We start from the raw sequence: 23,077 nt of genomic DNA, 5'->3' as shown, positions 1-23,077 counted from the left end.
GCCTCGATTCGACATCCGTCCGCCACTCAGGAGTTCGATCACTGGGCAAGATCCTTAATTCCAGGTCGGGAATACGCGTGGTGTGCCGTGGACAGGGATCGTCGTCCGCCCTAGCGTCGTCGGCGACGGCTGGGAAGTAACCGATCTGAGAGGGGTCCGCGTGGCTGCGCGACCGCAATTGACACGGCTCACCGGAAAGTTCAACGGACCGACCTGTGACGACGACGACTGCCCCAACGTGTACGCCACCGATCGCGAGACCTTCGTGGTCCAGGGCGAGCACTTCGCGGCCCTGAAGGTGCCCGCGGGCGAGTCCGCCGTTGAGATCCCCCGGCACATCCTGGAGGAGGCCTTCCGTGCTCTTGGATGGTGAGCAGTGGCGGGCCCATTTCGACGGCTACCAGCGTGAAGCCTTCCGGCTTGAAGTCCAGCCCACCTACACGATGCCCAAGGAGACCGAGAGCCTCTCTCGCTTCCTGCGCGGGGAGCCGAAGCCGGTCGATCACAACGCGGCCTGGCACCAGCGGGTGCGAGGCTTCCTCGCTGCGGGACGCTCGATCGGGCGGGTCCGGGTGGTGCGCAGGCCCCTGACGGACTACCAGAGGTACCAGTTCGCGTGGGGAATTCCCGGGAACATTGCGGCAGGTGAGGACATTCGAATCCTGGACGCTACCGAGCAGGATTTCGGACTTCCGAACCAGGACTGGTGGTTGTTCGACGGCTCGTCGGCGGTCCAGTTGAACTTCCGCCCCGACGGCACTCAGATCAACCGCGAGCTGGTCACGGGAGAAATGGGTCAGTATGAGGCGTGGAAGAGGATTGCACTCGCCCACTCCGTTCCGTTCGTTGAATTCCTGAAAGAACACGGTGACGCTCGATCCTGATCAGCTGGACCGATCGAAATCGGATCTGGCGGAAATGCTCAGAAGGCTTCGCCTGGAAGCCGGTCTCACGGGAGACCGGCTTTCGGCGCGTTGCGGCATATCCCAAAGCAAGATCAGCAAGATCGAAACCGGTCGGATCATACCTGGCCTGGTTGACGTGGAGCGCATTCTCCGGGCGCTTGGCGTGCCGGCCGCCGTCCTCCAGGAAGTTTCCGCGCTGGCGCGGATCGCAAATACCGAATGGCAGGACAAACGCGCTTCCTGGCGGCGGGGCATCGAGAGACGTCAGGCCGAGTTGGTGTCGCTGGAAGCGGACGCGACAGAACTGCGGTATTTCTTGCCGGCAATGATCACCGGCCTGCTGGCGACGCCTGAGTATATCCGGGCGAGCCTGAATCATTCTCCAGGCGATAAGGCGTCCGTCACCATCCGCAAGTTGGAGCGCCAGGCAGTGCTCTACGACGAATCGAAGTCATTCACATTCCTGCTCACCGAGCAGGCGGTGAACTGGGCACTGATTCCTCCCTCGGCAATGGCTATCCAAATAGATCATCTCGCCTCACTTTCCCATCTCCCGGCAGTTCGAATCGGCGTGATCCCGTACGGAACGCCTCTCGCCCGTGGCCCGATGAACACGTTTACGATGTACGACGATCGCCTTGTCACCATGGAGTCGTTCACGGGGCGCATGGTATTTCGGGATCCACGGGACGTTATGCACTATCATGAGATTTTCGCAGTGTTCGAAGATCGCGCCCTGTTCGGCGATGGCGCCAGGATCAAGCTGCGCGAGTGGGCGGCCCGCTATCGAGGGAGGTCCTGAGATCTTTAGTCAATATCGGGAATATCGTTGAGCAGCTGCCCGGAATCCTCGTAATCTGCTCCCGGTTCACACAACTCGCTTGTGGTGCAGTGCGCTTGAGCCCATCACCGGAGTTCGTCCGCAGGAGGTAACGCACATGGGAAAGCACGGTGGAGGACCGGGTAACGACGGGCCCGGCAAGGCCGGTGGTGGCAAGGGAGGCGGCCACTCGGGCAAGCCGGACACCGCGCCGCACGACGGCCAGCGGGACGCACCGCCCACCAACCTGCCCAAGCCGTCCAAGTCGTAAGGGAAGTCATGACGTGGGGCAAGCTGACCGACGCGCTCCGGAAGTCCGGAGCGCTGTCGGCCGATTGGGAGAAGACGTTCCGGAGCACCCCGCGCGACCTGTTCACCCCGGACCGGATCCGGTACGAGGGCGAGTGGATCGACCGCACCGAACAGCCCGACCGCTGGGCCGAGTTGGTCACCGCCGACCAGGCCCTTGTGACGCAGGTCTACGACAGGACCGAAACCCCGTCGTCGTCCAGCTCCATGCCCACCGTGGTCGCGCAGATGCTTCGGCGCCTGGACGTGGCCGAGGGCATGCGCGTCCTGGAAGTGGGCACCGGCACCGGATGGACGGCGGGCCTGCTCTCCCGCCAGATCGGCGCCGAGAACGTGACCAGCATCGAGCTGGACCCCGACCTCGCGAGCCAGGCGCGGTGCCGACTGAATGCTGCAGGGCTCCGGCCCACGGTCCTTGCTGGTGACGGCACGCTCGGGCATCCTGAGGGCGCCCCGTTCGACCGGGTGCACTTCACGGCGGCCGTCCAGCGGCTGCCGTCGTCGATCATCGAACAGACGGTCCCTGGCGGGGTCATCCTGGTGCCCTACGGCACGCCGTTCTGCAACGGCGCGTTGCTGCGCCTCACGGTGGCCGAGGACGGGCAGTCGGCGAGTGGCCCGTTCGTCGAGGACGTGTCGTTCATGTGGGTGCGTGACCAGCACCCCGACAGCGGTGACTTCGACATCGAGGACGTCCGGCGCAGCGCGTCGCGGATCGACCCGGCCGACGTGGCCGAGCAGACCCACGCGGCCTTCGCGATTGGGCTGCGGATCCCGGACCTGTTCCGCCAGGACGTGTGGGCCGGCTACGACCGGTTCGGCACCGGCCGCATCGAGGTCTGGGACGGCGTGTCCTACGCCCATTGCCGCCTCGCCGACTGGGAGGGGCAGCACGCCGTGTCGCAGTCGGGCCCACGAGGCCTGTGGGACGAAGTGACGGCGGCGCACGGCTGGTGGGTCCGCAGCGGCAAGCCCGACCTCACCCGGCTCGGCATGACCGTGACCGCGTCCAGCGAACACCATCCATGGCTGGACGTGCCCGAAAACGTCCTGTCCTGACCCAGGCCGGCCCGGTCGCCGATGCACCTCAGCCCCTTGAGCAGGAAGTCGGCCCGTCCGACTTCCTGTATCGAGCACTTCTCTGCGTTCCGGCGGCCTCTTGCTCCCCGCAAGAGGCCGCCGGCCGCCGTGAGCATGCCCTGCCGCCGTGAGCGTGCGCCGCCGACTGGATACCGCGTGATGCCTCGCGTGCCGCGTCTGACAGGGTGGGGAGTGTGATGATCTCAGCGGCGGCAGCCGGCGGAATGGCCCTGGTCGAACTGGGAATGGCACTGACGCCAGGCCCGAACATGGTGTACCTGGTGTCCCGGAGCATCAGCCAGGGCCGCGCCGCCGGGCTCGTCTCGCTGGTCGGGACCGCCGTGGGCTTCCTCGTCTACATGACTCTGGCCAACCTGGGGTTGGCGGTGGTCTTCGTCGCCGTCCCGTGGCTGTACATCGGCCTCAAAGCTGTCGGCGCGGCCTACCTCGCCTTTCTGGCCTGGCAGACACTGCGGCCGGGAGGCCGCGGGTTGTTCGAGCCCCGCAACCTCCAGCGCGACTCGCACTGGAAGCTGCTGCGGATGGGGCTGATCACCAACCTGCTCAACCCGAAGGTCGCCATCCTCTACCTCGCGCTCATCCCGCAGTTCATCGATCCCACTCGCGGCCACACCACGGCCCAGGGGTTCGCGCTCGGGACCGTGCAGATCGCCGTGGGCCTCACCGTGAACGGGCTGATCGTGCTCGCGGCCGGATCGATCGCCGGCCTGCTCAAGCGCCGCCCGGCCTGGGCCAAGTGGCAACGCCGAGTTACCGGGAGCCTTCTTGGTACCGCCGCGATCGCCCTCGTCCGGGAGGTACCCGCCCGCGCGCGGGCTTGACCTCTGTCCACAACGATCAATAGCACTCCGGCCCGGGCCGCGCCGCTGGTTGATTCACCAGTTCTGCGCGGTTCGCCCTGCACTCCATTCCAGTAGTCCCTACGCTCTGCCCGTTGCTTCAATTCGGACCGCCTCGCGCAACCCGACACGGAGGAACCGGCATGGAACAGCGCACAACCACCCTTGCAGGGAAAGCCCTGCTCATCGGCGCCCTGCTCACCCTGGCGGCGCCGGGCACGGCGTACGCCAACACCGCAGCCGTCACCGTACGAACCCCCGGTGCCACCCTCGGCCCCACCGCCATCGACTCCTCGATCTCCACCAGCGCCCAGTGCGGCAGCGGCCTGGTCTCGGCGGGCGGCATCAACCAGGCCACCGGTACGGGCACCGGCTCGAACGGCAACCACGTGCTGGGCACCGAGCCCAGTTCGGACGGGACCACCGAGTACACCGGCACCACCGGCGTCGTCGGCACCGACCTCACCTACTGGATCGCCAAGGGCGGCAGCGGCGGCCAGCTCAACTCCGCGTTCTCCACCACCCCTTACGCGATGTGCCTGACCAGCAACCTGATCAACCACACCCAGGTCGTCATGAACAAGGCCAACACGCCCACCACCGCGGCGACCGTCGGCCTGGTCACCGCGAGCTGTCCGTCCGGCAGCGTCCTGCTCGGCGGCGGCGCGCTCGTCGCCCCGGCCAACACCGGCAACCTGAAGGCGATCGCGAGCTTCCCCACCTTCAACGACTCCGCGCACGACTTCGGGAAGAAGGCCGCCGCCGACGGCGACACCAACCCCGACTCCTGGAGCGCGGTCGGCTGGGACAACAGCACCAACGCCTCCAACGAGACCTACGCGTACGCGATCTGCAGCGGCAGCGGCATCAACGTCAGCGGCGTCACCGTGAAGGTCCGCTTCACCGAGGCGAGCGGCCCGACCACCGGCGGCACCGGCCAGACCACCACCGCCAGTTGCGGCAGCGGCGACGGGACGCTGGTCAGCGGCGGCGCCGCGATCAGCGGGGGCGGCGTCACCAGCACCGACTTCACCGGCCCGGGCTCGGCCGGCGACCACCTCAACGGCAGCTACCCCAGCGACTCCTCCGGCAACCCGGTGGGCAACGGCACCACCAGCGCGGCCTCCTGGACCGCCTACACCCACACCGGCGGCATGGCCTCGACCGGCACCCACTCCGACGCCTGGGCGCTGTGCGCCAACGACGGTGTCTGAGCCGCTGCCCGGAGCACGTCCCCAGAAAGGCATGAAATCGATGACCACGAAGAGGCCCCTGCGGGCGGCCACGCTGGCGAAGGCCGCGATCCCGGGCGCGCTGCTGGCCCTGGCCGTACCGCACCTCGCGTACGCGGACACCGCGAGCGTGACCGTCACCTCCCCCGGCGCCACCATCGGCCCCGGGACCCCGTTCACCGGCGTCTCCTCGCACGCCGACTGCGCGGACGGGCTGGTCTCCGGCGGCGGGATCACCCAGACCACCGGGGACGACCGGGCCGGCAACGGCAACCACGTGATGGGCGTGGCCCCCGGCGCGGACGACCTGAGCGAGTTCACCGGCACGCCCGGGGTCGTCGGCCAGGACGTCACCCACTGGCTCGCCTTCGGCGGCAGCGGCAGCAACTACAGCCCCGACTTCTCCACCACGCCGTACGCGCTGTGCCTGTCCAGCAACCGGGTCCGGCACACCCAGGTCGTCATGAACAAGATCGCCGGCCCGACGGTGTCGCAGACCGCGAAGCTCGTCACCGCCACCTGCCCGACCGGCACCCTGCTGATCGGCGGCGGCGCCCGCACCACCCCGGCGAGCGTCGGCAGCCTCAAGCCCATCGCCAGCTTCCCCACCTTCGCCGATGCCGCCCACGACTTCGGCAAGAAGGCCGCCGCCGACGGGGAGACCGACCCCGACTCCTGGACGGCCGTCGGCGGCATCGGCGGCGGCCGCGACGCCGGCAACACGACCTACGCCTACGCGATCTGCAGCGGCGCGGGAGACCACGTCAAGGGCATCACCACCAAGGTGCGGTTCAGCGAACTCAGCGGCCCGACGGTGGCCGGCACCCATCAGACGGCGACCGTCGGCTGCGACACCCCCGGCGATTGGCGCCGGCCCAACGAATGGCACCTGGTCAGCGGGGGCGCGGCAGCCAGCGGCGGCAACGTGACCACCACCGACTTCAGCAAGGCCGGCTCCGGGGGCACCCACCTCACCGGCAGCTACCCCGGCGACGCCGACGGCACCCCGGCCGCCGACGGATCCACCGAGCCGGCCTCCTGGACGGCCTCGGTCCACGTCGGCGGCTCGCCCTCGCCGGCCACCTACACCGATGTGTGGGCGCTCTGCCTGGACACCCGCCACGGGGCGGGCAACGGGCGTTAGGGGGTGGGTCTGGCCCCACCCCAGGTGTGGGGCCAGACCGGTGTCGAGCCGATCAGCGCCTCCGTAGATTCGTTCTCACCACGAACACGGAGGACGGAATCATGGCGATCACCGCGACGGCGAACCTGGACGACTCCCGCATCCACGAGGCCTTTGCCACGGCGAAGAAGTGCATCGCGCTCTTCGCCGTCATCGGTGTGACCACTCTCGCGACCGTCGCCGTGATGGCCTCGGCCGGCCACGAGACCACCCCGTTCATGTGGATCCGCGGCGTCATCTTCCCCGCCCTCGCACCGGTGCTCCTCCGCCTGACCACCCGTGCCGCCGAGGGCTCCCACCAGGCCTTCGACCGCATCCGGACCCTCTCCACCGTGATGCCGATCGCCGTCATCGCCGTCGACCTGATCCCCGGCATCTGCCCGGCCTGGTACGCCGTCCTCCAGGGCCTCTCCGCCCTCGCCCTGCTCCCCATCGCCGCCCTCACCCGCACCAAGGCCCTCACCGCCGCCTTCCCCAAGCAGTGACCACCAGCCCCTTGCGCGGCCGCTCGGGGAGCGGGGATCGTGCGCCACCGGAGTGGTGTCGGTTCGCGGGCTCAGGCGAGGGCGGCGACCAGGAAGGCGAAGGCGGCGATGATGACGGCGACGCGGGCGTAGTGGTAGCGGTCCCAGCGGTTCGACTGCTCCTTCCAGTCGGCGGGCCGGTTCTCGGGGGTCCACGTCTTGCTCCGGTTGTTGATCGGGACGAGCAGCAGGACCGACATGAGCACACTGACGATCAGCAGTGCGCCGGCGATGACGACCAGGCCGGCGCCGTGGTGGTGCCATCCGGTGACGGCCCAGATCGCGCTCAGGACGAGCGAGCCGATGTACCAGAACGGCATCAGGGCGCCGAGCATCCGGCCCCCGTGGGCGCGGGCGAGTTGGCCGCTGTCCTCGGGGAGTGCGTTGAAGATCCGATTCATGACGAAGGCGACGGAGAACTCCACCCCCACCATCACGCCGACGACCACGGTGGTGAAGACCTCTAGTGCGTTGAGCATGGTGACCCTCCTGGCATCTAGCGTTGCTAGCTGATGAGGCAACACTAGTACTGCTACCGCTCTGTTGTCTAGCGGTGCTAGGATCGAATCATGTCGGTACAAGAACGCAAGCAGCGTGAACGGGCGGAGCGCGAACGCCTCATCGTGGCGACGGCCCGCGAACTCGCCGAGCAGCAGGGCTGGGACGCGGTCACCACCCGCCGCCTCGCCGAGCGCATCGAATACAGCCAGCCCGTCCTCTACAGCCACTTCAGCGGCAAGCGCGAGATCATCGGCGCCGTCGCCCTCGAAGGCGCCACCGAGATGGCCGCGGCGCTGCGGGCCGCGACCTCCGCCGCGGACGGCCCCCGCGCCCGGGTCACCGCCCTCGCCCGCACCTACCTCGACTTCGCCGCCCGCAACCCGGCGGTCTACGACGCCCTGTTCCAGCTCGACGGCGGCCTGGCGTTCGCGCACGAGGACACCCCGGAACCCCTGAAGGACGCCTTCGCCGCCCTGATGGAGAGCCTCGGCGAGGTCGCCGGCGACGGCATCCACCCGGGGGTGTTCACCGAGACGTTCTGGGCGGCCCTGCACGGACTGGCCACCCTGACCCGGGCGGGACGGCTCCCGTCGGAGTACGCCGAGCGCAGGGTGGAGCTGCTGGTGGACCGGCTCGCCGTCGTCTGACGCACCGCCCCGGCGGCCCGGCGCCCGCCCCGGTGCTGTGACGGTGCCGGTCCGCCGAGTCGGCGGACCGGGACTCAGCGACCCCGGATCCGGTGCGGGAAGTATCCAGCGGCGGCGGAGTGGGTCAAGGCCAGCAGAGGGAGTGGGCCTGGACCCACCCCACCCGCCGGGGAATGTCCCATCGGGCTGGTCCTGCCGGGCACGTTCTGCACGCAGCTCAGTCGCGGGACGGCGGCTGCGGGGAGGCCGGCGCGTCCCCGCCCGTACGTACACCACCGGGTCCGGTGGCGGGCGGCGGAGCACCTCCGCAAGCTGCTCACCGCCGGCGGGTAGCGGATCCGGGCACTACGGGACGTCGACGCCCGCGGCGCGCAGCTTCTGCTCGATCAACGCGGTCAGTCGGGCCCAGCCGGGCCGCTCGTCCTCGCCGTGGTGGGTGAGGAGTTCGTGGCGGGTGTCGCCGTCCTGGCGGGTCTGGAGGCCGCCCAGGGTGGGCAGCAGGGAGGGGTCGGCGATGAAGTGGTTGGCGACCTCCTCGGCGAGTTCCTCGATCCTGGGGTCGTCCGGGGCCCACTTCCCGGCGCTCCAGGTGAGCTTGATGACGGCGACGTGCCGGGGGTCCTCCAGGCCGTGCTCGATCTGGGCGAGGTACTCGTCGAAGCCCTCCGGCATCAGGGCCCGGACCAGGACCAGGCCCTCGTTGGCGGTCTTCACGTCGTCCGCGTCGAAGCCGAGTCCGGGCATCCGGTCGAGCAGGGCGCAGGCCCGGGCGGGCAGCAGGACCCGGTCCCCGGTGGCGAGTTGGCGCAGGGTCTCGCGCCGGGCGATCAGCTCGTCGATCTTGGCGGTGAGGTTCTCCTCGACGTCGACGAGGGCGGTGGCGAAGTCTTCGGGGCCGGCGTCGAGGATGGGGACGATCTCGGCGAGCGGCACGCCCGCCCCGGCCAGGGTCCGCACCTGGACCAGCCGCAGCAGTTCGGGACTGCCGTAGCGGCGGTAGCCGGAGTGGTCGCGCGCGGGCTCCTCGACCAGGCCGTTCTTGTGGTAGTGCCGGATGGTCTTCACGGTGACGCCGGCGAAGGCCGCGGCCTGGCTGATCGTTACTCCGTCTGTCATGGCGTCAGTTGACCAGCCCGTGCCGGAGGGCGGCAACCTCCCGGACGGCGGTGGCGATGGCGCGGAAGTCCTTGCGGACGATGGTGGTGTGCTTGCTGGGGACGGTGGCGCTGACCTGGACGGAGGGGTTGCGGGCGAGGATCGGGTCGAGGGTGGCGCGCATCGCGGTGAGGCCTTCGTCGGTGCCGCCGAGGCTGGCGCCGGTGGCGACGAGGAAGCGCATCGGGAAGGTGACGAGGTCGAAGGCGGGGTCGCTGTCGGCGACGATCTCGTTGAGCTCGATGTTGATCTCGGCGTGCTCGGCGGCGGACATCCGGGCGGCCATGCCGAGCGGGCGGACCAGCGGCATCAGCGGGCCGAACCGCTTGAACAGCTTGCGGATCTGCTCCTTGCCGGCCTCGCGGCCGCCTTCGACGGTGGCGAGGTAGTCCCAGGGGTAGCCGCCGTCGACCATGACGGCGCCGGCCAGGCGGTCGGGGTTGCGGGTGGACCAGTGCAGGGCGAGGGCCGCGCCGTAGGACCAGCCGACGATGATCGGGTTGCGGGCGCCGGTGGCGGCGAGGACGGCGTCGATGTCGCGCAGGCAGGCCTCGAAGGTGTAGTCGGCGGACTTCGCGGACTTGCCGCGGGCGCGCTCGTCGAAGGTGATGTGGCGGTAGCCGTCGCCGAGTTGGGCGATGACGCGGCGCCAGTCCTTCTGGGTGCAGTAGGAGCCGTTGAGGTAGAGCACCGGGCGGCCGTCGCCCCCGGTGTCGGTGACCGCCAGGGCGGTGTCCTCCACCGGCAGCATGCCGGTCCAGGCGGGGCGGGTGCTGTTCTGTCGTCCGTTCGCGTTCGTCTTCATGCCTTCAGCGTGAGCGTTGACCTTGGGTCAAGGTCAACCCCGATCCCGGTGTCGTTTCCGGAGGTCGGTTCTCCGGCGGCGGGCCGCTGCGGCCCGCCGCTTTCTCGTGGCGGAAAAGCTACGTTGCGTTCAATAATCTGGCAATGAATGTTTTGCGATAAAAGCTCAGTTATGCAGGTAGATGGCTAGAAATGATTGCAACGACCTCGCGAAGAATGCAACGATGGCGACCCGAGGCGTTGCAATGGATTGGGGGTGAACGTTATCTTGTAGGAAGAGGGACCGACCACGGAGCACGAAGGAGGCCGCGATGCCGGGCGGCAGACTCACCCAGCAGGAACGCCAGCAGATCGCGCTGGGGCTGGCCGACGGCCTCGCCTACGCGGAGATCGCCAGGCGCCTCGACCGGCCGACCTCGACCGTCACCCGCGAGGTGATGCGCAACGGCGGCCCCACCGGCTACCGCGCCGACCTCGCCCAACGCGCCACCGGACACCGGGCCCAACGTCGCCGACAGTCCGCGCCCCAGAGCCCGAACGCCACCCCGCAGCCGCACGGCCGCGACGCCGAGGCGGTGCGCGCGTTCGAGGAGCTGTTCACCACCGTCATGATGCAGTCGGGCATGCCCAAGATGATGGCGCGGGTGCTGGCCTGCCTCTACATCACCGACGCGGGCAGCCTCACCGCCGCCGAACTCGTCGAGCGCCTCCAGGTCAGCCCGGCGACCATCTCCAAGTCGATCGCGTTCCTGGAGAGCCAGGGCATGGTGACCCGGGAGCGCGACGAACGCCGCCGCGAGCGCTACTTCGTGGACGACGACATCTGGTACCGGTCGATGGTGGTCAGCGCCCAGACCACCGCCCAGCTCGTCGGCACCACCCGCCAGGGCGTCGGCGTCCTCGGGGCCGGCACCCCGGCCGGTGCCCGGCTGGAGAACATCGCCCGCTTCCTCGACTTCATCTCCGAGGCCATCGCGCGTGCCGCCGAGCAGGGCCGCGAGGTGCTCCACACGAAGCCCGAGGGGCCATCGGACGCCGACGCCTGAGACGCGTCAGTACCCGATGGCCTCGCGCAGCAACAGCACGGTGCCCCGGGCGAAGCGGGTCGGCGCGTTGAGCACCAGGAGCTGGTTGACGGCGCTCGGCTGGCCGTAGGCGGCCCGGGAGCGGGTGTCCTCCAGGGGGAGGACGTACTCCTCCAACCGCCGCAGGGCCGTGGGCAGATCGGGGACCACCTTCTGGGCGCCGACGACCCAGATCGCCTCGCCGGCGCCACCGGCGTTGCCGGGCAGCTGGCTGCCGCTGCCCGAGGCGATCACCAGGGAGCCGGTCTCGGTGAGGGCGGCGACGCTGCCCACGGCGACGTCCGGGGTGGCGAGCAGGCGCCGGATCCGGTCGGCCTCGGTGGTCCGGTCCATCGCCATGACAACGGACTTGACGGACCGGTATCGGCTGTCGGAGTTGAGGTCCTCGTCGATGCCGGACAGCCGGAGCGTCTCGCTGGCCGCGGTGAACACGGTGGCGTCCGCCGGGATCAGCTCCCGGACGCGGGCGCGCGCGGCGGCGGCGTCGTCGAGGAGTTCGACGGTGAAGCCCCGCGCCGCCAGTGCGGCGGCCGTCCGCTCCAGCCGCTCCGCGTCCGCCGGGGCGGTGAAGGCGGTGCGGTCCTCCGCATCCCGCGGTGCCGAGCCGCCCAGCGGGCTGGTGTCGACGTACCGGACCTCGTAGACCCGCTCGGCGAACCGCCAGCCCTCCGCCGTCCGCCGGTAACGGTCGTGGTAGATCGCGTAGTTGAGCCCCTCCCGGCCGTCCAGCAGCCGGACGATCTCGTGCATGTGGGCGCGGCCGGTCGCGGTGTCGCCGTCGATCCGGATCATGCCGGGGTGGGTGTTCTGCACGAAGAAGTCCCACTGCTCCTGGAGCTTCGCCCGTCCGGCGTGGATCTGCTCCGGCCCGACCAGCTCGATCGGGACGTTGGGCATCCGCAGCACGCCGTCCGGGGTGAACAGGGCGGCGAGGCGGGCTCCGTCGCGCATCATCACCGCATCGGTGAACTCGGCCTGCAGGGCCTGGATCTCGACCCGGTCGGCGATCGCCTGGAAGTCGTTCACGGTGGTTCCTCCCCATCGTTCTGTTCCGTCTGCCCGTTACGACAGAACAAGGCGCCGGAATGTGAGGCGTCGCGCCCGGACGTCACAATCCGGCCCGCTGTCCTGTCGTAAGGAGGAGAAGACGAACCGGAGGCGGGCAGATGGACGACGACCTGAGCGTGGTCATGAGCGAGCGGCGCAGGCTGATCAACGTGGCGTACCGGCTGCTCGGCTCCCTCGCCGACGCCGAGGACGTCGTGCAGGAGACCTACGCCCGCTGGTACGCGATGCCCCCGCGGCAGCGGGACGCCGTCGTCTCGCCCGGCGGCTGGCTGACCACGGTCGCCAGCCGGATCTGCCTCAACCAGCTGGGTTCCGCCCGGGCTCGGCGGGAGCGCTACGTGGGCGAGTGGCTCCCCGAGCCGCTGCCCGAACACCGGGAGGGGACCGACGGCGCGGCCGCGGACCCGGCGGACCGGATCACCCTCGACGAGTCGGTCAACATGGCCTTCCTCGTCGTCCTCGAATCGATGACCCCGGCCGAACGCGTGGCGTTCATCCTCCACGACGTCTTCCAGTACCCGTTCGGCGAGGTGGCCGCGGTCGTCGGCCGCTCGGCGGCGGCCTGCCGCCAGCTGGCCTCCTCCGCCCGCCGCCGGATCCGGGCGGCGCAGGCCCCGGCGACGCCGACGGGCGTGCAGGCCGGTATCGTCCGGGAGTTCAAGCGGGCCTGGGAGGCGAAGGACGTCAGATCGCTGATGGACCTCCTCGACCCCGAGGCCACCGTGATCGCCGACGGCGGCGGACTGGTCGGCGCCCTGCTGGAACCGCTCACCGGCAGCGAGTGGATCGCCCGCGCGTACGCCGACTCCGCCCGGCTCGTCGGCGGCCGGGAGCTGCGGGAGTGCACCGTCAGCGGCCTGCCCGGTCTGGTCGTCCAGCAGGACGGCGTCACCGACACCGTGATCGCCTTCCGGATCGCCGGGGAACGGATCACCCACATCTGGGCGGTGCGCAACCCGGAGAAGCTCCGCCCGTGGCAGGCGTGAGGCAGGGCGGGGCGGGCCGGACGAAAGCCGGGACGGGGTTGTCCGGGACATGTACGCTGAAGCGGCGAGGACGATCAACTGATGTGATAGGCAAGGCTCGTGGCGCATTGGGGGGCGCATGGCCGGTCGTTGGAGACGCCTACCTGAGGGGTTGTCCGCGGCGGAGCGGGAGCTCGTCGAGGCGCTCAGGGGGATGAAGGACCGCAGTGGGCTCAGTCTGGTCGAGCTCGCGGAGCGGACGCACCACAGCAAGTCGTCGTGGCAACGGTGGTTCAACGGCGAACGCGTCGTGACCGAGCAGGCGTTGCGTCGACTGGCCGAGGTTTCGGGTACGGACGTGGAGTCGGTGCTGCCGGTCTTCCGCGCGGTGGTGCCGGGGAACGCCGAGGCCGGCGGGGGCGAGATCGAGGGCGAGGCCGAGGGCGGGGGCGACCTCGGTGGCGCGGCGGTGGGGGGTTCGCCCCGGCGGCGGCAACTCCGCTACGCAGCCGTAGGGTTGACGGTCATCGTGGTGCTGGCCGCGGTGGTGGTGGCCGTGTTGTGGTCCGGCCGGCCGTCGAAGCGCGCCGAGGCCTCCGCCGCTCCGACGACCGCGACCGCCACCGGTACGACGGCAGGCGGCTGTCTGGGGATCTCCTGTACCGGGCTGGACCCGCAGGCCAGCGGCTGCGGCGCCGACGCCGTCACGCTGACCACCGCCAACATCCAGCGGGTGACCATCCAGATCCGCTACAGCGCCCACTGCCGGGCCGCCTGGGCCAAGCTCACCGACGCCACTCCCGGCGACTCGGCCTCGATCACCACGGCCCGGGGCGGCCATCAGACCGCCCTGGTGCACTGGGGTTACGACGCGTACTCGCCGATGGTCGACGCCTCCGCCTCCGACAGTGGTCTGCAGGTGTGCGGGGAGCAGCCGGCGGGCCGGGGGTGCACCCAGGTGATCACCGACCCCGCGAGCGCGCCGGTGGCGCCGAGTCTGCTCAGCCCACCGCCCACCGGCCCGGCCACCGCCACACCGGCGGGCCCGGAGCGCTGAGCCCCGAGCCCGGGCAGGGGGCGGCCCCCGTCTGTCGCGCCGCCGCCCCACCCGGGCATCACTCAGCTACGCGTCAGCACACGTAGTTCGGGGACTGGTACCAGTAGTCCAGCGAGCCCCAGGTGTTCGGCCCGACGATGCCGTCCGTCGAGAGGCCCGCACAGCCCTGGAACTGGTAGACGGCGGTCTGGGTGGCCGGCCCGAAGCTGCCGTCGATGTTCAGCGGGGTGTGGCTGCTGGGGCTGAGCGACAGGTTCAGCTCGCACTGCAGCTGTTTCACCGCGGTACCGCTGGAGCCCCGGCTGAGGGTCGGCTCGGAGTTGGTGTAGTTGCACGAGGAGCTGGCCTGGTCCGGCGTCGCGGTCGTGGCGGCGGCGCTGCCGGCCGTCCCGATGGCCGAGGCCAGCACGAGGCCGGCTCCCGCGAGGCTGAGCACGATGCGGTTCTTGCGCATGACGCTTCCCTCCCTGATGTGCCGCACGCCCTCCTGACGGCGTGGCGTGCGGCGGTCGGCGTCCGGAGACGAGCGCCCCGGACGACGGCAACTCTGCCGCCGTCCGGGGCGGTCCCACAGGGCTGGGACGAGGGTGGGGACGGCCCGGGGAAAGTCCCACGGGCTGGTCCGGAGGGGAACGCCCGGAGATGCGGATTCTCCGTACGTCCCCGGAGCGGGGACCATCGCCGGGGCCGGATCACCCACATCCGGCGGTGCGCGACCCGGAGAAGCCCGGACCATGGAACGAGTGACGCGGGTCACGTCCGCGGCTGTCACAGCCCGCCCGGCCACCTTGTCTCAGAGAGCACAACCGAGCAGCGACCCGAGGGAGCACACCATGGAAGCCCGTCTGAACGCCTTCGCCAGCCCCGTCATGGGCAAGGTCTTCAAGCACCTCATCGCCGCGCACCAGCCGATCGCGGACTCGACGCTGCCGTACGCGACCCAGGAGCTGGTGCGGCTGCGGGCCAGCCAGATCAACGGCTGCGGGTACTGCGTCGACATGCACTTCAAGGACGCCGTGCACGCGGGGGAGGAGGCGACCCGGCTGAACCTCGTGGCGGCCTGGCGCGAGGCCACCGTCTTCACCGACGCCGAGCGGGCCGCCCTGGAGCTGGCCGAGCAGGGCAGCCGGCTGGCCGACGGCGGCGGGGTGACGGACGAGGCGTGGGCGAACGCGGCGATGCACTATGACGAGGAGCAGCTCGCGGCGCTGGTCTGCGTCATCGCGCTGATCAACGCCTTCAACCGCGGCAACGTCATGATCCGCCAGCCCGCCGGCGACTACCGGCCGGGCCAGTTCGCCCAGCACTGACCGTCGGAGCGGCGGGACGACGCGGCCGGGGAGCGCGCTCCCCGGCCGTTCGACGTTCCCGCACACCCGTGCGCACACCACCGAGCCCCACCCCTGGGGGCTTGTCGCCCAAAAACCGACCGTTAAGGTGTTAATCCAACATTCATCCATGCCGCATAGCCTCCGGGGGCTAGCCTCATGCTGAACGTCATCGTCCGACCGGGAGGCGAAACCCCCGTGCAAGGCACTGTCACCACACCGGGCGGCTCCACCGTGGCCGGGGGCCAGGGCGAGGCCTTCCTCCTCGTCGTGGACGACGAGCCGAACATCCGCGAGCTGCTCGCCGCCTCGCTGCGGTTCTCCGGGTTCCGGGTGGCCTCCGCCGCGAGCGGGACCGAAGCGCTGGAGCTGATCGCCGCCGAGCGGCCGGACCTCGTGGTCCTCGACGTGATGCTGCCCGACCTCGACGGCTTCACCGTCGTCGAGAAGCTGCGCGAGCGCACCAGCCGGGGCCAGATCGCCGGGCCCGCGCACGGACACCCCGGCGACCACCTGCCGGTGCTGTTCCTCACCGCCAAGGACGGCGTCGGCGACAAGGTGCAGGGCCTGGCCGCGGGCGCGGACGACTACGTCACCAAGCCGTTCAGCCTGGAGGAGCTGATCGCCCGGATCCGCGCCATCCTGCGCCGGGCCGGCGGCCCCGCCGAGGACGGCCGACTGGTGGTCGCCGACCTCAGCCTCGACCCGATCGCCCACGAGGTCACCCGCGCCGGCACCCCCGTCGCGCTCTCCCCGACCGAGTTCAAGCTGCTGCACTACCTGATGGCCAACGTCGGCCGGGTGGTGTCCAAGGCGCAGATCCTCGACCACGTCTGGGCCTACGACTTCGGCGGCGACCTCTCCATCGTCGAGTCCTACATCTCCTACCTGCGCCGCAAGCTCGACTCCGGCCCGGCCCACGGCCCCAAGCTGATCCACACCGTGCGCGGCATCGGCTACGCGCTGCGCCGCCCCCCGCAGGGCTGACCGGACCGACTCGTGTTCAACCGCTTCACCGCCCGGCTGTCGCTGCGGGCCCGGCTGCTGGTCCTCGCGCTCGCGCTGGTCACCACCGGGCTCGCGGTCAGCGACACCTTCGTGCTCGGCACCGTACGGGCCCAGCTGGTGGAGCAACTGGACGAGCAGCTCCAGCGCTACGGGCAGCCGCTGTCGCGCAAGGCCCCGGTCCAGCTGACCACGCCGGGCGCCGGGAAGCCGGTCGTCACCGGGCGGCGGATCAGCCTGCCCAGCCAGTACCTGGTGCAGTGGCTGTCCTCGGACGGCAAGGTCCAGGGCTCCCTGCGCCAGCCCCTCTCGGACAGCGACCCGGCGCCGCAACTGGCCGGGCTGGACCCGACCCAGACCGCCCCGGACACCCCCTTCGACCTGCCCGACCAGCGCGGCCACCACAGCTGGCGGGTGCTGGTGCTGCCTCTCCAGCCACCCCGCACACCGCCCCCCGGGACCGGCGCGTACGTCTCGCCGGCCATCACCCCGACCTACGTCATGGTCGCCGTCTCCCGCGAGGACGTCGACGCCACCACCGGCCGGCTGAGCACCTCCTTCCTGGCCATCGGCGGGGGCGTCCTGGTGCTGATCACCGCGCTCGGCTTCTTCGCCGTCCGGGCCGGGCTGCGGCCGCTGCGGCGGATCGAGGCCGGCGCCGCACGGATCGCCGCCGGCGAACTGTCCCACCGCATGCCGGAGCTCTCCCCGGGCACCGAGGTCGGCCGGCTGTCGATCGCGCTCAACGGCATGCTCACCCAGATCGAGGCGGCCTTCGCGGCCCGCGCCGAGTCCGAGGCCCGGATGCGGCGCTTCGTCGCCGACGCCTCGCACGAGCTGCGCACCCCGCTGGCCGGCATCCGCGGCTTCGCCGAGCTGTACCGGATGGGCGCCCTGCCCACCGAGGCGGACGTCACCCGGACCATGAGCCGGATCGAGAGCGAGGCGGTCCGGATGGGCGCCCTGGTCGAGGACCTGCTGGTGCTCGCCCGGCTCGACGAGGAACGCCCGCTCGACCTCGCCCCGATGGACCTGCGCACCCTCGCCGCCGACGCCCTGCACGACCTCACCGCGCTCGACCCGAGCCGCCCGGTCGCGCTCACCGGCCCCGCGGGCACCGGCGCGCCCGGCGCGGCGCCCGTCCTCGGCGACGAGGCCCGGCTGCGACAGGTGGTCACCAACCTGGTCGGCAACGCCGTCAAGCACACCCCGCCCGGCACCCCGGTCCGGATCGGCGTCGGCGGCGGAGCCGACGGGGTCTGCCTGCTGGAGGTCGCCGACTCCGGGCCCGGCCTCACCGAGGAGCAGGCCCAGCGGGTCTTCGACCGCTTCTACCGGGTCGACGCCTCCCGCAGCCGCGACAACGGCGGCGGCGGCGGACTCGGCCTCGCCATCGCCACCGCCCTCACCCGCGCCCACGGCGGCACCCTCACCCTGGACACCGCACCGGGCGCCGGAGCCACCTTCCGGGTCGAACTGCCCCGCCAGCGCTGACGGCTCCCGCCCCCATCCCCTCGATCGGGTGAACCGGAAGCCGTTCACCCGCTCGGCCCCCCGGTCGTGTGTGACCGTGCTGCCGTTGCTTGTGCGGGATCGCGCAGGCTGACCACACTGGACGGGAAAAGGGGTGTCCCCATGAGCGCGCTTGCTACTGAGGTGACCGTCGTGAACCTGGACCAGGTGCTTTGGGAAGTGTGGAAGTCCTCAGATCTGCCTGAGGGCTATCGCCTGGAGATCATCGAGGAGACCCTCGCGGTGTCACCCACGGGCAACAGCCGCCATTTCGATGTGAACAACCGGGTCCTGGAGGATCTGTTCTTCCATCTGCGTGGCAGCGGATGGAGGCCGGGGAACGACTGCAACGTCATCGACGGGCTCAAGGTGTTGATCCCCGACGTGTTCGTCGCACCGAAGGAGATCGCCGAGGTCGAGCACCCCGACGGCAAGGGCGTGCTGGCTTCCAGCGTCATGCTGGTTGTCGAGACCGTCTCGCCCGGTGCCGACAACCGCAAGCGCGACCACGTCCTCAAGCACCGCGCCTACGCCCGCGCCGGTATCCCGGTGTACGTGATCATCGACGACTACGACGACGGTGGCACCGTCACCGTCCTCACCGGACCGGACCGCGAGCGCCGCGCCTACGAGTACTCGGCGCGGATCCCGTACGGCAAGGAGGCCGTGATCCCGGAGGGCCCGGCCAAGGGCTTCGTGATCGGCCCCGAGATCACCGGGGAGTCCCGTGCCTGACCGGACCGTCTCCTTCAAGCGCGACCTGTCCGAGTGGCGGGTCGCCCTCGTCGCCTGGCGCCTGCTCGTACTGCAGGCCGCTGACCCGGTGGTGGGGGCGGGGATGCAGGAGCACTCCACGTACCGGGCGCATCCGTGGCGGCGGATCGAGCACACGTTGGGGAGCGGGCGGCGGCTGTTCTACCAGGATGCCGAGGCGTTGCGGCGGGAGGTCGCGCGGCTGAACCGGGCGCACAAGCGGATCCGCGGGACGACGCCGGACGGGCGGCCGTACGACGCGCGGGACGCGGCGACCAGGGTGTGGGTGCTGCTGACGCTGTTCGAGTGTGTGACAGCCATGCGGCGACTCGGCGGGGAGCCGTACGACGGCGGGCAACTGGAGCTGGCGTACCGGGAGTTCAGGGAGGCGATCGCCGCCTTCGACCTGCCCGAGACGGAACTCCCCAAGAACGCTGCCGACTTGCCTGCCTACTTCGCCCGATACACCCGCGAGAAGCTGGAGTTCACCGAGTCGGCCCGCTACCTGCTCGACGACATCCTGCGCGAGGCGCCCCGTCCCCGAAGGCTCTGGTTCCTCGGGGACGCCGGCTGGCGGGTCACCCGGGTGCTGGTCGCCCGGGTGATCCGGGAGCTGACGGTGGCGGACCTGCCGCCGGTGGTGCGGGAGCGGCTCGGGCTGGTCCGGACCCGCCGCGGGGCGCTGCTGTCCGCGGTGCTGCACCGGGGTGCCGGAGCCGTCGTCCGGCTCCTCCCGGACCGGATGCGCTACCGCTCCCCGGACGAGCAGCAGCGGCCGCCGCGCCGGCTGCGTCCGCAGCGCAAGGATGCCCGCGGCTCCCGGGTGGACCGGTTCTTCCGGGAGGTGCTGGACCAGACCGGGGACGGTTTCATCACCGTGCACGACCTGCGGGCGATGGCCCACAACGTGTGCTGGCAGCTGGAGTTGGACGAGGCCGCCGAGGCGCGGGTGTACGCGGCGTTCGACGGTTGGTGGGAGCAGCTGCGCGCGGCGATGGACGCGAACGGGGACGGGAAGGTCAGCCGGGAGGAGTTCACGGCGGCCACCCTGGCGGGTCTCGACCGGGACGAGGCGTACCTGGAGCAGGGGCTGCTGCCCGCGCTGCGGGCGGTCTTCGTCGCGGCCGACACCGACGGCAGCGGCTTCCTGGAGTTCGACGAGTACCGCGCGGTGTTCGGCGGTCCGCGCGTCCACCCGGCCGAGCTGTCGCACGGTTTCCGCCAGTTGGACACGGACGGGGACGGGCGGATCACGGTGGAGGAGTTCCTGAGCGGCTTCACCGAGTTCTTCACCGCCCGCGCCGACTCCACCTCGGGGGCGCAACTCCTCGGCCGCCCGTAACCACGGGCGCCAGCACGCCCCGCTCGCCGAAGCGAGCGGGGCGTGACGCTGTCAAGCGCCGGTTCGGCCAAGAGCGGGGCGCCGTGCGCCCGGTCGTTCGTTGCCACCGGCCCCGGCCGGTCCGCAGACTGTGCGCACCGTCACGCCCCGCCACGCCATGTCAACACCACCCCACCTGTGGTTCCCCCGTAAGGATGGTGGATACTGTGCTTGTGAACGTGTTCACGTTCACAAGCGGACAAGCCTGCGTGGTCCGGCAACGGTCTACGGCAAGAGACGGAGTTTGTCCGAAACAGCCCTGGAACCAGGGCCGGCGGAGAGAGGGCGACGTGGAACTGGCAATCGCTCACGAGACGATCGCGCGATGGCAATTCGGCATCACCACCGTTTACCACTTCCTCTTCGTACCGCTCACCATCAGCCTGGCCGCGATCGTGGCCGGGCTGGAGACCGCCTGGGTGCGTACGAACAAGGAGAAGTACTTCCACGCGACCAAGTTCTGGGGAAAGCTCTTCCTCATCAACATCGCGATGGGCGTCGTCACCGGAATCGTGCAGGAATTCCAGTTCGGCATGAACTGGTCCGACTACTCCCGCTTCGTCGGTGACGTCTTCGGCGCCCCGCTCGCGATGGAGGCGCTGATCGCCTTCTTCTTCGAGTCCACCTTCATCGGCCTGTGGATCTTCGGCTGGGACAAGCTGCCGAAGAAGATGCACTGCGCCTGCATCTGGATGGTCTCGCTGGGCACCGTGCTCTCCTCCTACTTCATCCTGGCCGCCAACTCCTGGATGCAGCACCCCACCGGCTACGCGATCGACAAGGCCACCGGCAAGGCGCGGCTCACCGACATCACCAAGGTGCTGTTCCAGGACACCACGCTCACCGTCGTCTTCCACACCCTGACCGCCGCCTTCCTCACCGGCGCCGCCTTCATGGTCGGCATCGCCTCCTTCCACCTCTGGAAGGCCAAGCGCAGGCCCGAAGGCGCCGACCCCAAGAAGACCGCCGTGATGCGCACCTCACTGCGGCTCGGCCTGGTGCTCGCGGTCGTCTTCGGCGCCGGCACCGCGCTCAGCGGCGACACCCTCGGCAAGGTCATGTTCGAGCAGCAGCCGATGAAGATGGCCGCCGCCGAAGCGCTGTGGGACACCCAGGCGCCCGCGCCGTTCTCGATCTTCGCGGTCGGCGACGTCGGCAAGGGCCACAACTCGGTCGAGCTGGAGGTCCCCGGGGTACTGTCCTTCCTCGCCCACAGCGACTTCAGCTCGTCCGTCCCCGGCATCAACGACACCGCCGCCGCCGAGGCCGCCGCCCACGGCGGCAACCCCAAGGACTACATCCCGAGCGTCTTCGTGACCTACTGGGGCTTCCGGTTCATGATCGGATTCGGGATGACCTCCTTCGTCGCCGGCCTGATCGGCCTCTGGACCACCCGCAGGAAGTTCCTGCTGCGCCCCGAGTTCCGCACCGGCGACACCGAGGTGCCCCGGCTGATGCTCACCCCGAAGCGGGAGTTGAGCCCGCTGCTCACCAAGTGGAGCTGGCGGATCGGCATCCTGACCATGGGTTTCCCGCTGATCGCCAACAGTTTCGGCTGGATCTTCACCGAGATGGGCCGCCAGCCCTGGGCCGTGTTCGGCCTGATGACCACCGCCAGTGCCGTGTCCCCCAACGTCGGCGTCGGCACCCAGATCGGCGCCCTGGTCACCTTCACCACGCTGTACGCGATCCTCGCCGTCGTCGAGGTCCGGCTGCTGGTCAAGTACGCCAAGGCCGGCCCGGTGGTGACCGAGCGGCCCCCGGCCGAGGACCCGTCGCTGCGCGGCCCGTCCGCGGACGAGGACGCCGACAAGCCGCTCGCCTTCGCCTACTGATCCACGGAACTGACCCACAGATAGGAGACCCAGGGTCATGCAACTCCACGACGTCTGGTTCGTGCTGATCGCGGTCCTGTGGATCGGCTACTTCTTCCTGGAGGGCTTCGACTTCGGGATCGGCATCCTCACCAAGCCGCTCGCCAGGAACACCGCCGAGCGCCGGGTGCTGATCAACACCATCGGCCCGGTCTGGGACGGCAACGAGGTCTGGCTGCTGACCGCCGGCGGCGCCACCTTCGCCGCCTTCCCGGACTGGTACGCGACCCTCTTCAGCGGCTTCTACATCCCGCTGCTGGCCATCCTGGTCTGCCTGATCGTCCGCGGCGTGGCCTTCGAGTACCGGGCCAAGCGGGACGGCGCCCGCTGGCAGCGCAACTGGGAGGAGGCCATCTTCTGGACCTCCCTCCTGCCGGCCTTCCTGTGGGGCGTGGCCTTCGCCGACATCGTCCGCGGCGTGGACATCGACGCGCAGAAGAACTACGTCGGCGGCCTCGCCGACCTGCTCAACCCGTACGCGCTGCTCGGCGGACTGGTGACGCTCACCCTGTTCACCTTCCACGGCGCGGTGTTCGCGGCCCTCAAGACCGTCGGCGAGATCCGCGAACGTGCCCGCAAGGCCGCCCTCCAGGCGGGCCTGGCGGCCGCCGTCCTCGCCGTCGCCTTCCTGGTCTGGACCCAGGCGGACAGCGGCAACGGCCGCAGTCTGGCCGCCCTGGTGATCGCCGTGCTGGCCCTGGCCGGGGCCCTGGTGGCCAACCAACTCGGCCGCGAGGGCTGGGCGTTCGTCCTCTCCGGCGCGACCATCGTGGCCGCGGTCGCGATGCTCTTCCTGGCGCTGTTCCCGAACGTCATGCCGTCCACGCTCAACCCGGCCTGGAGCCTGACCGTCGGCAACGCGGCCTCCTCGCCGTACACGCTCAAGCTGATGACCATCGTGGCCGCCGTGTTCACCCCGCTGGTGCTGCTCTACCAGGGCTGGACGTACTGGGTGTTCCGCAAGCGGATCGGGGTGCAGCACATCCCCTCCGGCCACCAGCCGGCCGCCCCGATCGACCAGGCCTGACG

At 70.3% G+C, this 23,077-nt stretch carries 25 protein-coding genes; 20 read left to right on the top strand and 5 right to left on the bottom strand.

The genetic code is table 11. The features are described 5' to 3' along the window. Positions 1-160: 160 nt before the first annotated feature. The 9 genes from ACIG5E_RS03210 to ACIG5E_RS03170 all read left to right on the top strand — a co-directional run bounded on the left by ACIG5E_RS03210 (position 161) and on the right by ACIG5E_RS03170 (position 6,874). Entirely contained in the window at positions 161-373 is a 213-nt protein-coding gene (locus tag ACIG5E_RS03210; RefSeq protein ID WP_396531151.1) for a hypothetical protein, read from the top strand. Further along, complete coding sequence (locus ACIG5E_RS03205) at positions 357-884, top strand: DUF6879 family protein (RefSeq protein ID WP_396531150.1); 528 nt, start codon at positions 357-359, stop codon at positions 882-884. Before ACIG5E_RS03210 ends, ACIG5E_RS03205 begins: the two co-directional genes overlap by 17 nt. Beyond that, positions 868-1,707 (top strand): helix-turn-helix domain-containing protein, encoded by an 840-nt coding sequence (locus ACIG5E_RS03200; protein ID WP_396531149.1) that lies wholly within the window; start codon positions 868-870, stop codon positions 1,705-1,707. The genes ACIG5E_RS03205 and ACIG5E_RS03200 overlap by 17 nt, the downstream gene beginning before the upstream one ends. A gap of 136 nt (positions 1,708-1,843) precedes the next feature. After that, positions 1,844-1,996: a hypothetical protein gene (locus ACIG5E_RS03195; RefSeq protein ID WP_396531148.1), complete on the top strand. Its 153-nt coding sequence runs from the start codon at positions 1,844-1,846 to the stop codon at positions 1,994-1,996. 8 nt (positions 1,997-2,004) lie between these two features. Next, on the top strand, positions 2,005-3,093 hold the full coding sequence (locus ACIG5E_RS03190; protein WP_396531146.1) for a protein-L-isoaspartate O-methyltransferase: 1,089 nt from the start codon (positions 2,005-2,007) through the stop codon (positions 3,091-3,093). A gap of 218 nt (positions 3,094-3,311) precedes the next feature. Then, positions 3,312-3,956 carry a LysE family translocator gene (locus ACIG5E_RS03185; protein ID WP_396531445.1) on the top strand — a complete coding sequence of 215 codons (645 nt, stop codon included), beginning with the start codon at positions 3,312-3,314 and terminating at the stop codon, positions 3,954-3,956. A 161-nt stretch (positions 3,957-4,117) separates the two neighbouring features. Continuing rightward, complete coding sequence (locus tag ACIG5E_RS03180; protein ID WP_396531145.1) at positions 4,118-5,188, top strand: hypothetical protein; 1,071 nt, start codon at positions 4,118-4,120, stop codon at positions 5,186-5,188. Positions 5,189-5,228: 40 nt separating this feature from the next. After that, positions 5,229-6,350 (top strand): hypothetical protein, encoded by a 1,122-nt coding sequence (locus ACIG5E_RS03175; protein WP_396531144.1) that lies wholly within the window; start codon positions 5,229-5,231, stop codon positions 6,348-6,350. A gap of 101 nt (positions 6,351-6,451) precedes the next feature. Continuing rightward, a complete protein-coding gene (locus tag ACIG5E_RS03170) occupies positions 6,452-6,874 on the top strand; it encodes a hypothetical protein (RefSeq protein WP_396531143.1) in 423 nt (140 codons plus the stop codon). Positions 6,875-6,945: 71 nt separating this feature from the next. Here ACIG5E_RS03170 and ACIG5E_RS03165 read toward each other — a convergent pair whose 3' ends face one another. Continuing rightward, complete coding sequence (locus tag ACIG5E_RS03165; protein WP_396531142.1) at positions 6,946-7,392, bottom strand: anthrone oxygenase family protein; 447 nt, start codon at positions 7,390-7,392, stop codon at positions 6,946-6,948. A gap of 90 nt (positions 7,393-7,482) precedes the next feature. Between ACIG5E_RS03165 and ACIG5E_RS03160 the strand changes: the two genes are divergently transcribed. Then, positions 7,483-8,061: a TetR/AcrR family transcriptional regulator gene (locus ACIG5E_RS03160; protein WP_396531140.1), complete on the top strand. Its 579-nt coding sequence runs from the start codon at positions 7,483-7,485 to the stop codon at positions 8,059-8,061. A 345-nt stretch (positions 8,062-8,406) separates the two neighbouring features. On the opposite strand, the gene ACIG5E_RS03155 is transcribed toward ACIG5E_RS03160, so the two are convergent. Further along, entirely contained in the window at positions 8,407-9,177 is a 771-nt protein-coding gene (locus ACIG5E_RS03155) for a MerR family transcriptional regulator (protein WP_396531139.1), read from the bottom strand. A gap of 4 nt (positions 9,178-9,181) precedes the next feature. Next, positions 9,182-10,021 carry an alpha/beta fold hydrolase gene (locus tag ACIG5E_RS03150; RefSeq protein ID WP_396531138.1) on the bottom strand — a complete coding sequence of 280 codons (840 nt, stop codon included), beginning with the start codon at positions 10,019-10,021 and terminating at the stop codon, positions 9,182-9,184. Between the two features lie 310 nt (positions 10,022-10,331). Here ACIG5E_RS03150 and ACIG5E_RS03145 point away from each other — a divergent pair, with 310 nt between their 5' ends. Next, positions 10,332-11,066 carry a helix-turn-helix domain-containing protein gene (locus tag ACIG5E_RS03145; RefSeq protein WP_396531137.1) on the top strand — a complete coding sequence of 245 codons (735 nt, stop codon included), beginning with the start codon at positions 10,332-10,334 and terminating at the stop codon, positions 11,064-11,066. A 6-nt stretch (positions 11,067-11,072) separates the two neighbouring features. Here ACIG5E_RS03145 and ACIG5E_RS03140 read toward each other — a convergent pair whose 3' ends face one another. Further along, a complete protein-coding gene (locus ACIG5E_RS03140; protein WP_396531136.1) occupies positions 11,073-12,131 on the bottom strand; it encodes a nuclear transport factor 2 family protein in 1,059 nt (352 codons plus the stop codon). A gap of 140 nt (positions 12,132-12,271) precedes the next feature. On the opposite strand from ACIG5E_RS03140, the gene sigJ reads away from it, so the two are divergent. After that, entirely contained in the window at positions 12,272-13,159 is an 888-nt protein-coding gene (sigJ, locus tag ACIG5E_RS03135) for an RNA polymerase sigma factor SigJ (RefSeq protein WP_396531135.1), read from the top strand. A 118-nt stretch (positions 13,160-13,277) separates the two neighbouring features. Next, the gene (locus ACIG5E_RS03130) at positions 13,278-14,195 is read left to right on the top strand and encodes a DUF2690 domain-containing protein (protein WP_396531134.1); all 918 of its coding nucleotides are present in this window, start codon (positions 13,278-13,280) and stop codon (positions 14,193-14,195) included. 73 nt (positions 14,196-14,268) lie between these two features. Here the strand turns inward: ACIG5E_RS03130 and ACIG5E_RS03125 are convergent, their stop codons facing one another. Further along, positions 14,269-14,649, bottom strand: coding sequence for a peptidoglycan-binding protein (locus tag ACIG5E_RS03125; RefSeq protein WP_396531133.1), 381 nt, complete (start codon positions 14,647-14,649; stop codon positions 14,269-14,271). 379 nt (positions 14,650-15,028) lie between these two features. Here ACIG5E_RS03125 and ACIG5E_RS03120 point away from each other — a divergent pair, with 379 nt between their 5' ends. From ACIG5E_RS03120 to cydB, 7 genes are all read left to right on the top strand, one after another. Then, positions 15,029-15,505, top strand: coding sequence for a carboxymuconolactone decarboxylase family protein (locus ACIG5E_RS03120; protein WP_396531132.1), 477 nt, complete (start codon positions 15,029-15,031; stop codon positions 15,503-15,505). A 177-nt stretch (positions 15,506-15,682) separates the two neighbouring features. Then, positions 15,683-16,510, top strand: a complete 828-nt coding sequence (locus tag ACIG5E_RS03115; RefSeq protein WP_396531131.1) for a response regulator transcription factor — start codon at positions 15,683-15,685, stop codon at positions 16,508-16,510. Between the two features lie 12 nt (positions 16,511-16,522). After that, positions 16,523-18,022, top strand: coding sequence for a sensor histidine kinase (locus ACIG5E_RS03110; RefSeq protein WP_396531130.1), 1,500 nt, complete (start codon positions 16,523-16,525; stop codon positions 18,020-18,022). A gap of 141 nt (positions 18,023-18,163) precedes the next feature. Beyond that, entirely contained in the window at positions 18,164-18,775 is a 612-nt protein-coding gene (locus ACIG5E_RS03105) for a Uma2 family endonuclease (protein ID WP_396531128.1), read from the top strand. Further along, positions 18,768-20,135, top strand: coding sequence for an oxygenase MpaB family protein (locus ACIG5E_RS03100; RefSeq protein WP_396531126.1), 1,368 nt, complete (start codon positions 18,768-18,770; stop codon positions 20,133-20,135). Before ACIG5E_RS03105 ends, ACIG5E_RS03100 begins: the two co-directional genes overlap by 8 nt. A gap of 329 nt (positions 20,136-20,464) precedes the next feature. Then, the gene (locus ACIG5E_RS03095) at positions 20,465-22,009 is read left to right on the top strand and encodes a cytochrome ubiquinol oxidase subunit I (protein WP_396531124.1); all 1,545 of its coding nucleotides are present in this window, start codon (positions 20,465-20,467) and stop codon (positions 22,007-22,009) included. 37 nt (positions 22,010-22,046) lie between these two features. Further along, positions 22,047-23,075: a cytochrome d ubiquinol oxidase subunit II gene (cydB, locus tag ACIG5E_RS03090; RefSeq protein WP_396531123.1), complete on the top strand. Its 1,029-nt coding sequence runs from the start codon at positions 22,047-22,049 to the stop codon at positions 23,073-23,075. The last annotated feature ends 2 nt before the right edge of the window (positions 23,076-23,077 follow it).

It is taken from the genome of Kitasatospora sp. NPDC053057 (genome assembly GCF_044546945.1).
Taxonomy (GTDB): Bacteria; Actinomycetota; Actinomycetes; order Streptomycetales; family Streptomycetaceae; genus Kitasatospora.
Note: the sequence above shows the minus strand (reverse complement) of the source record. Positions and strands in the feature narration are given on the sequence as shown.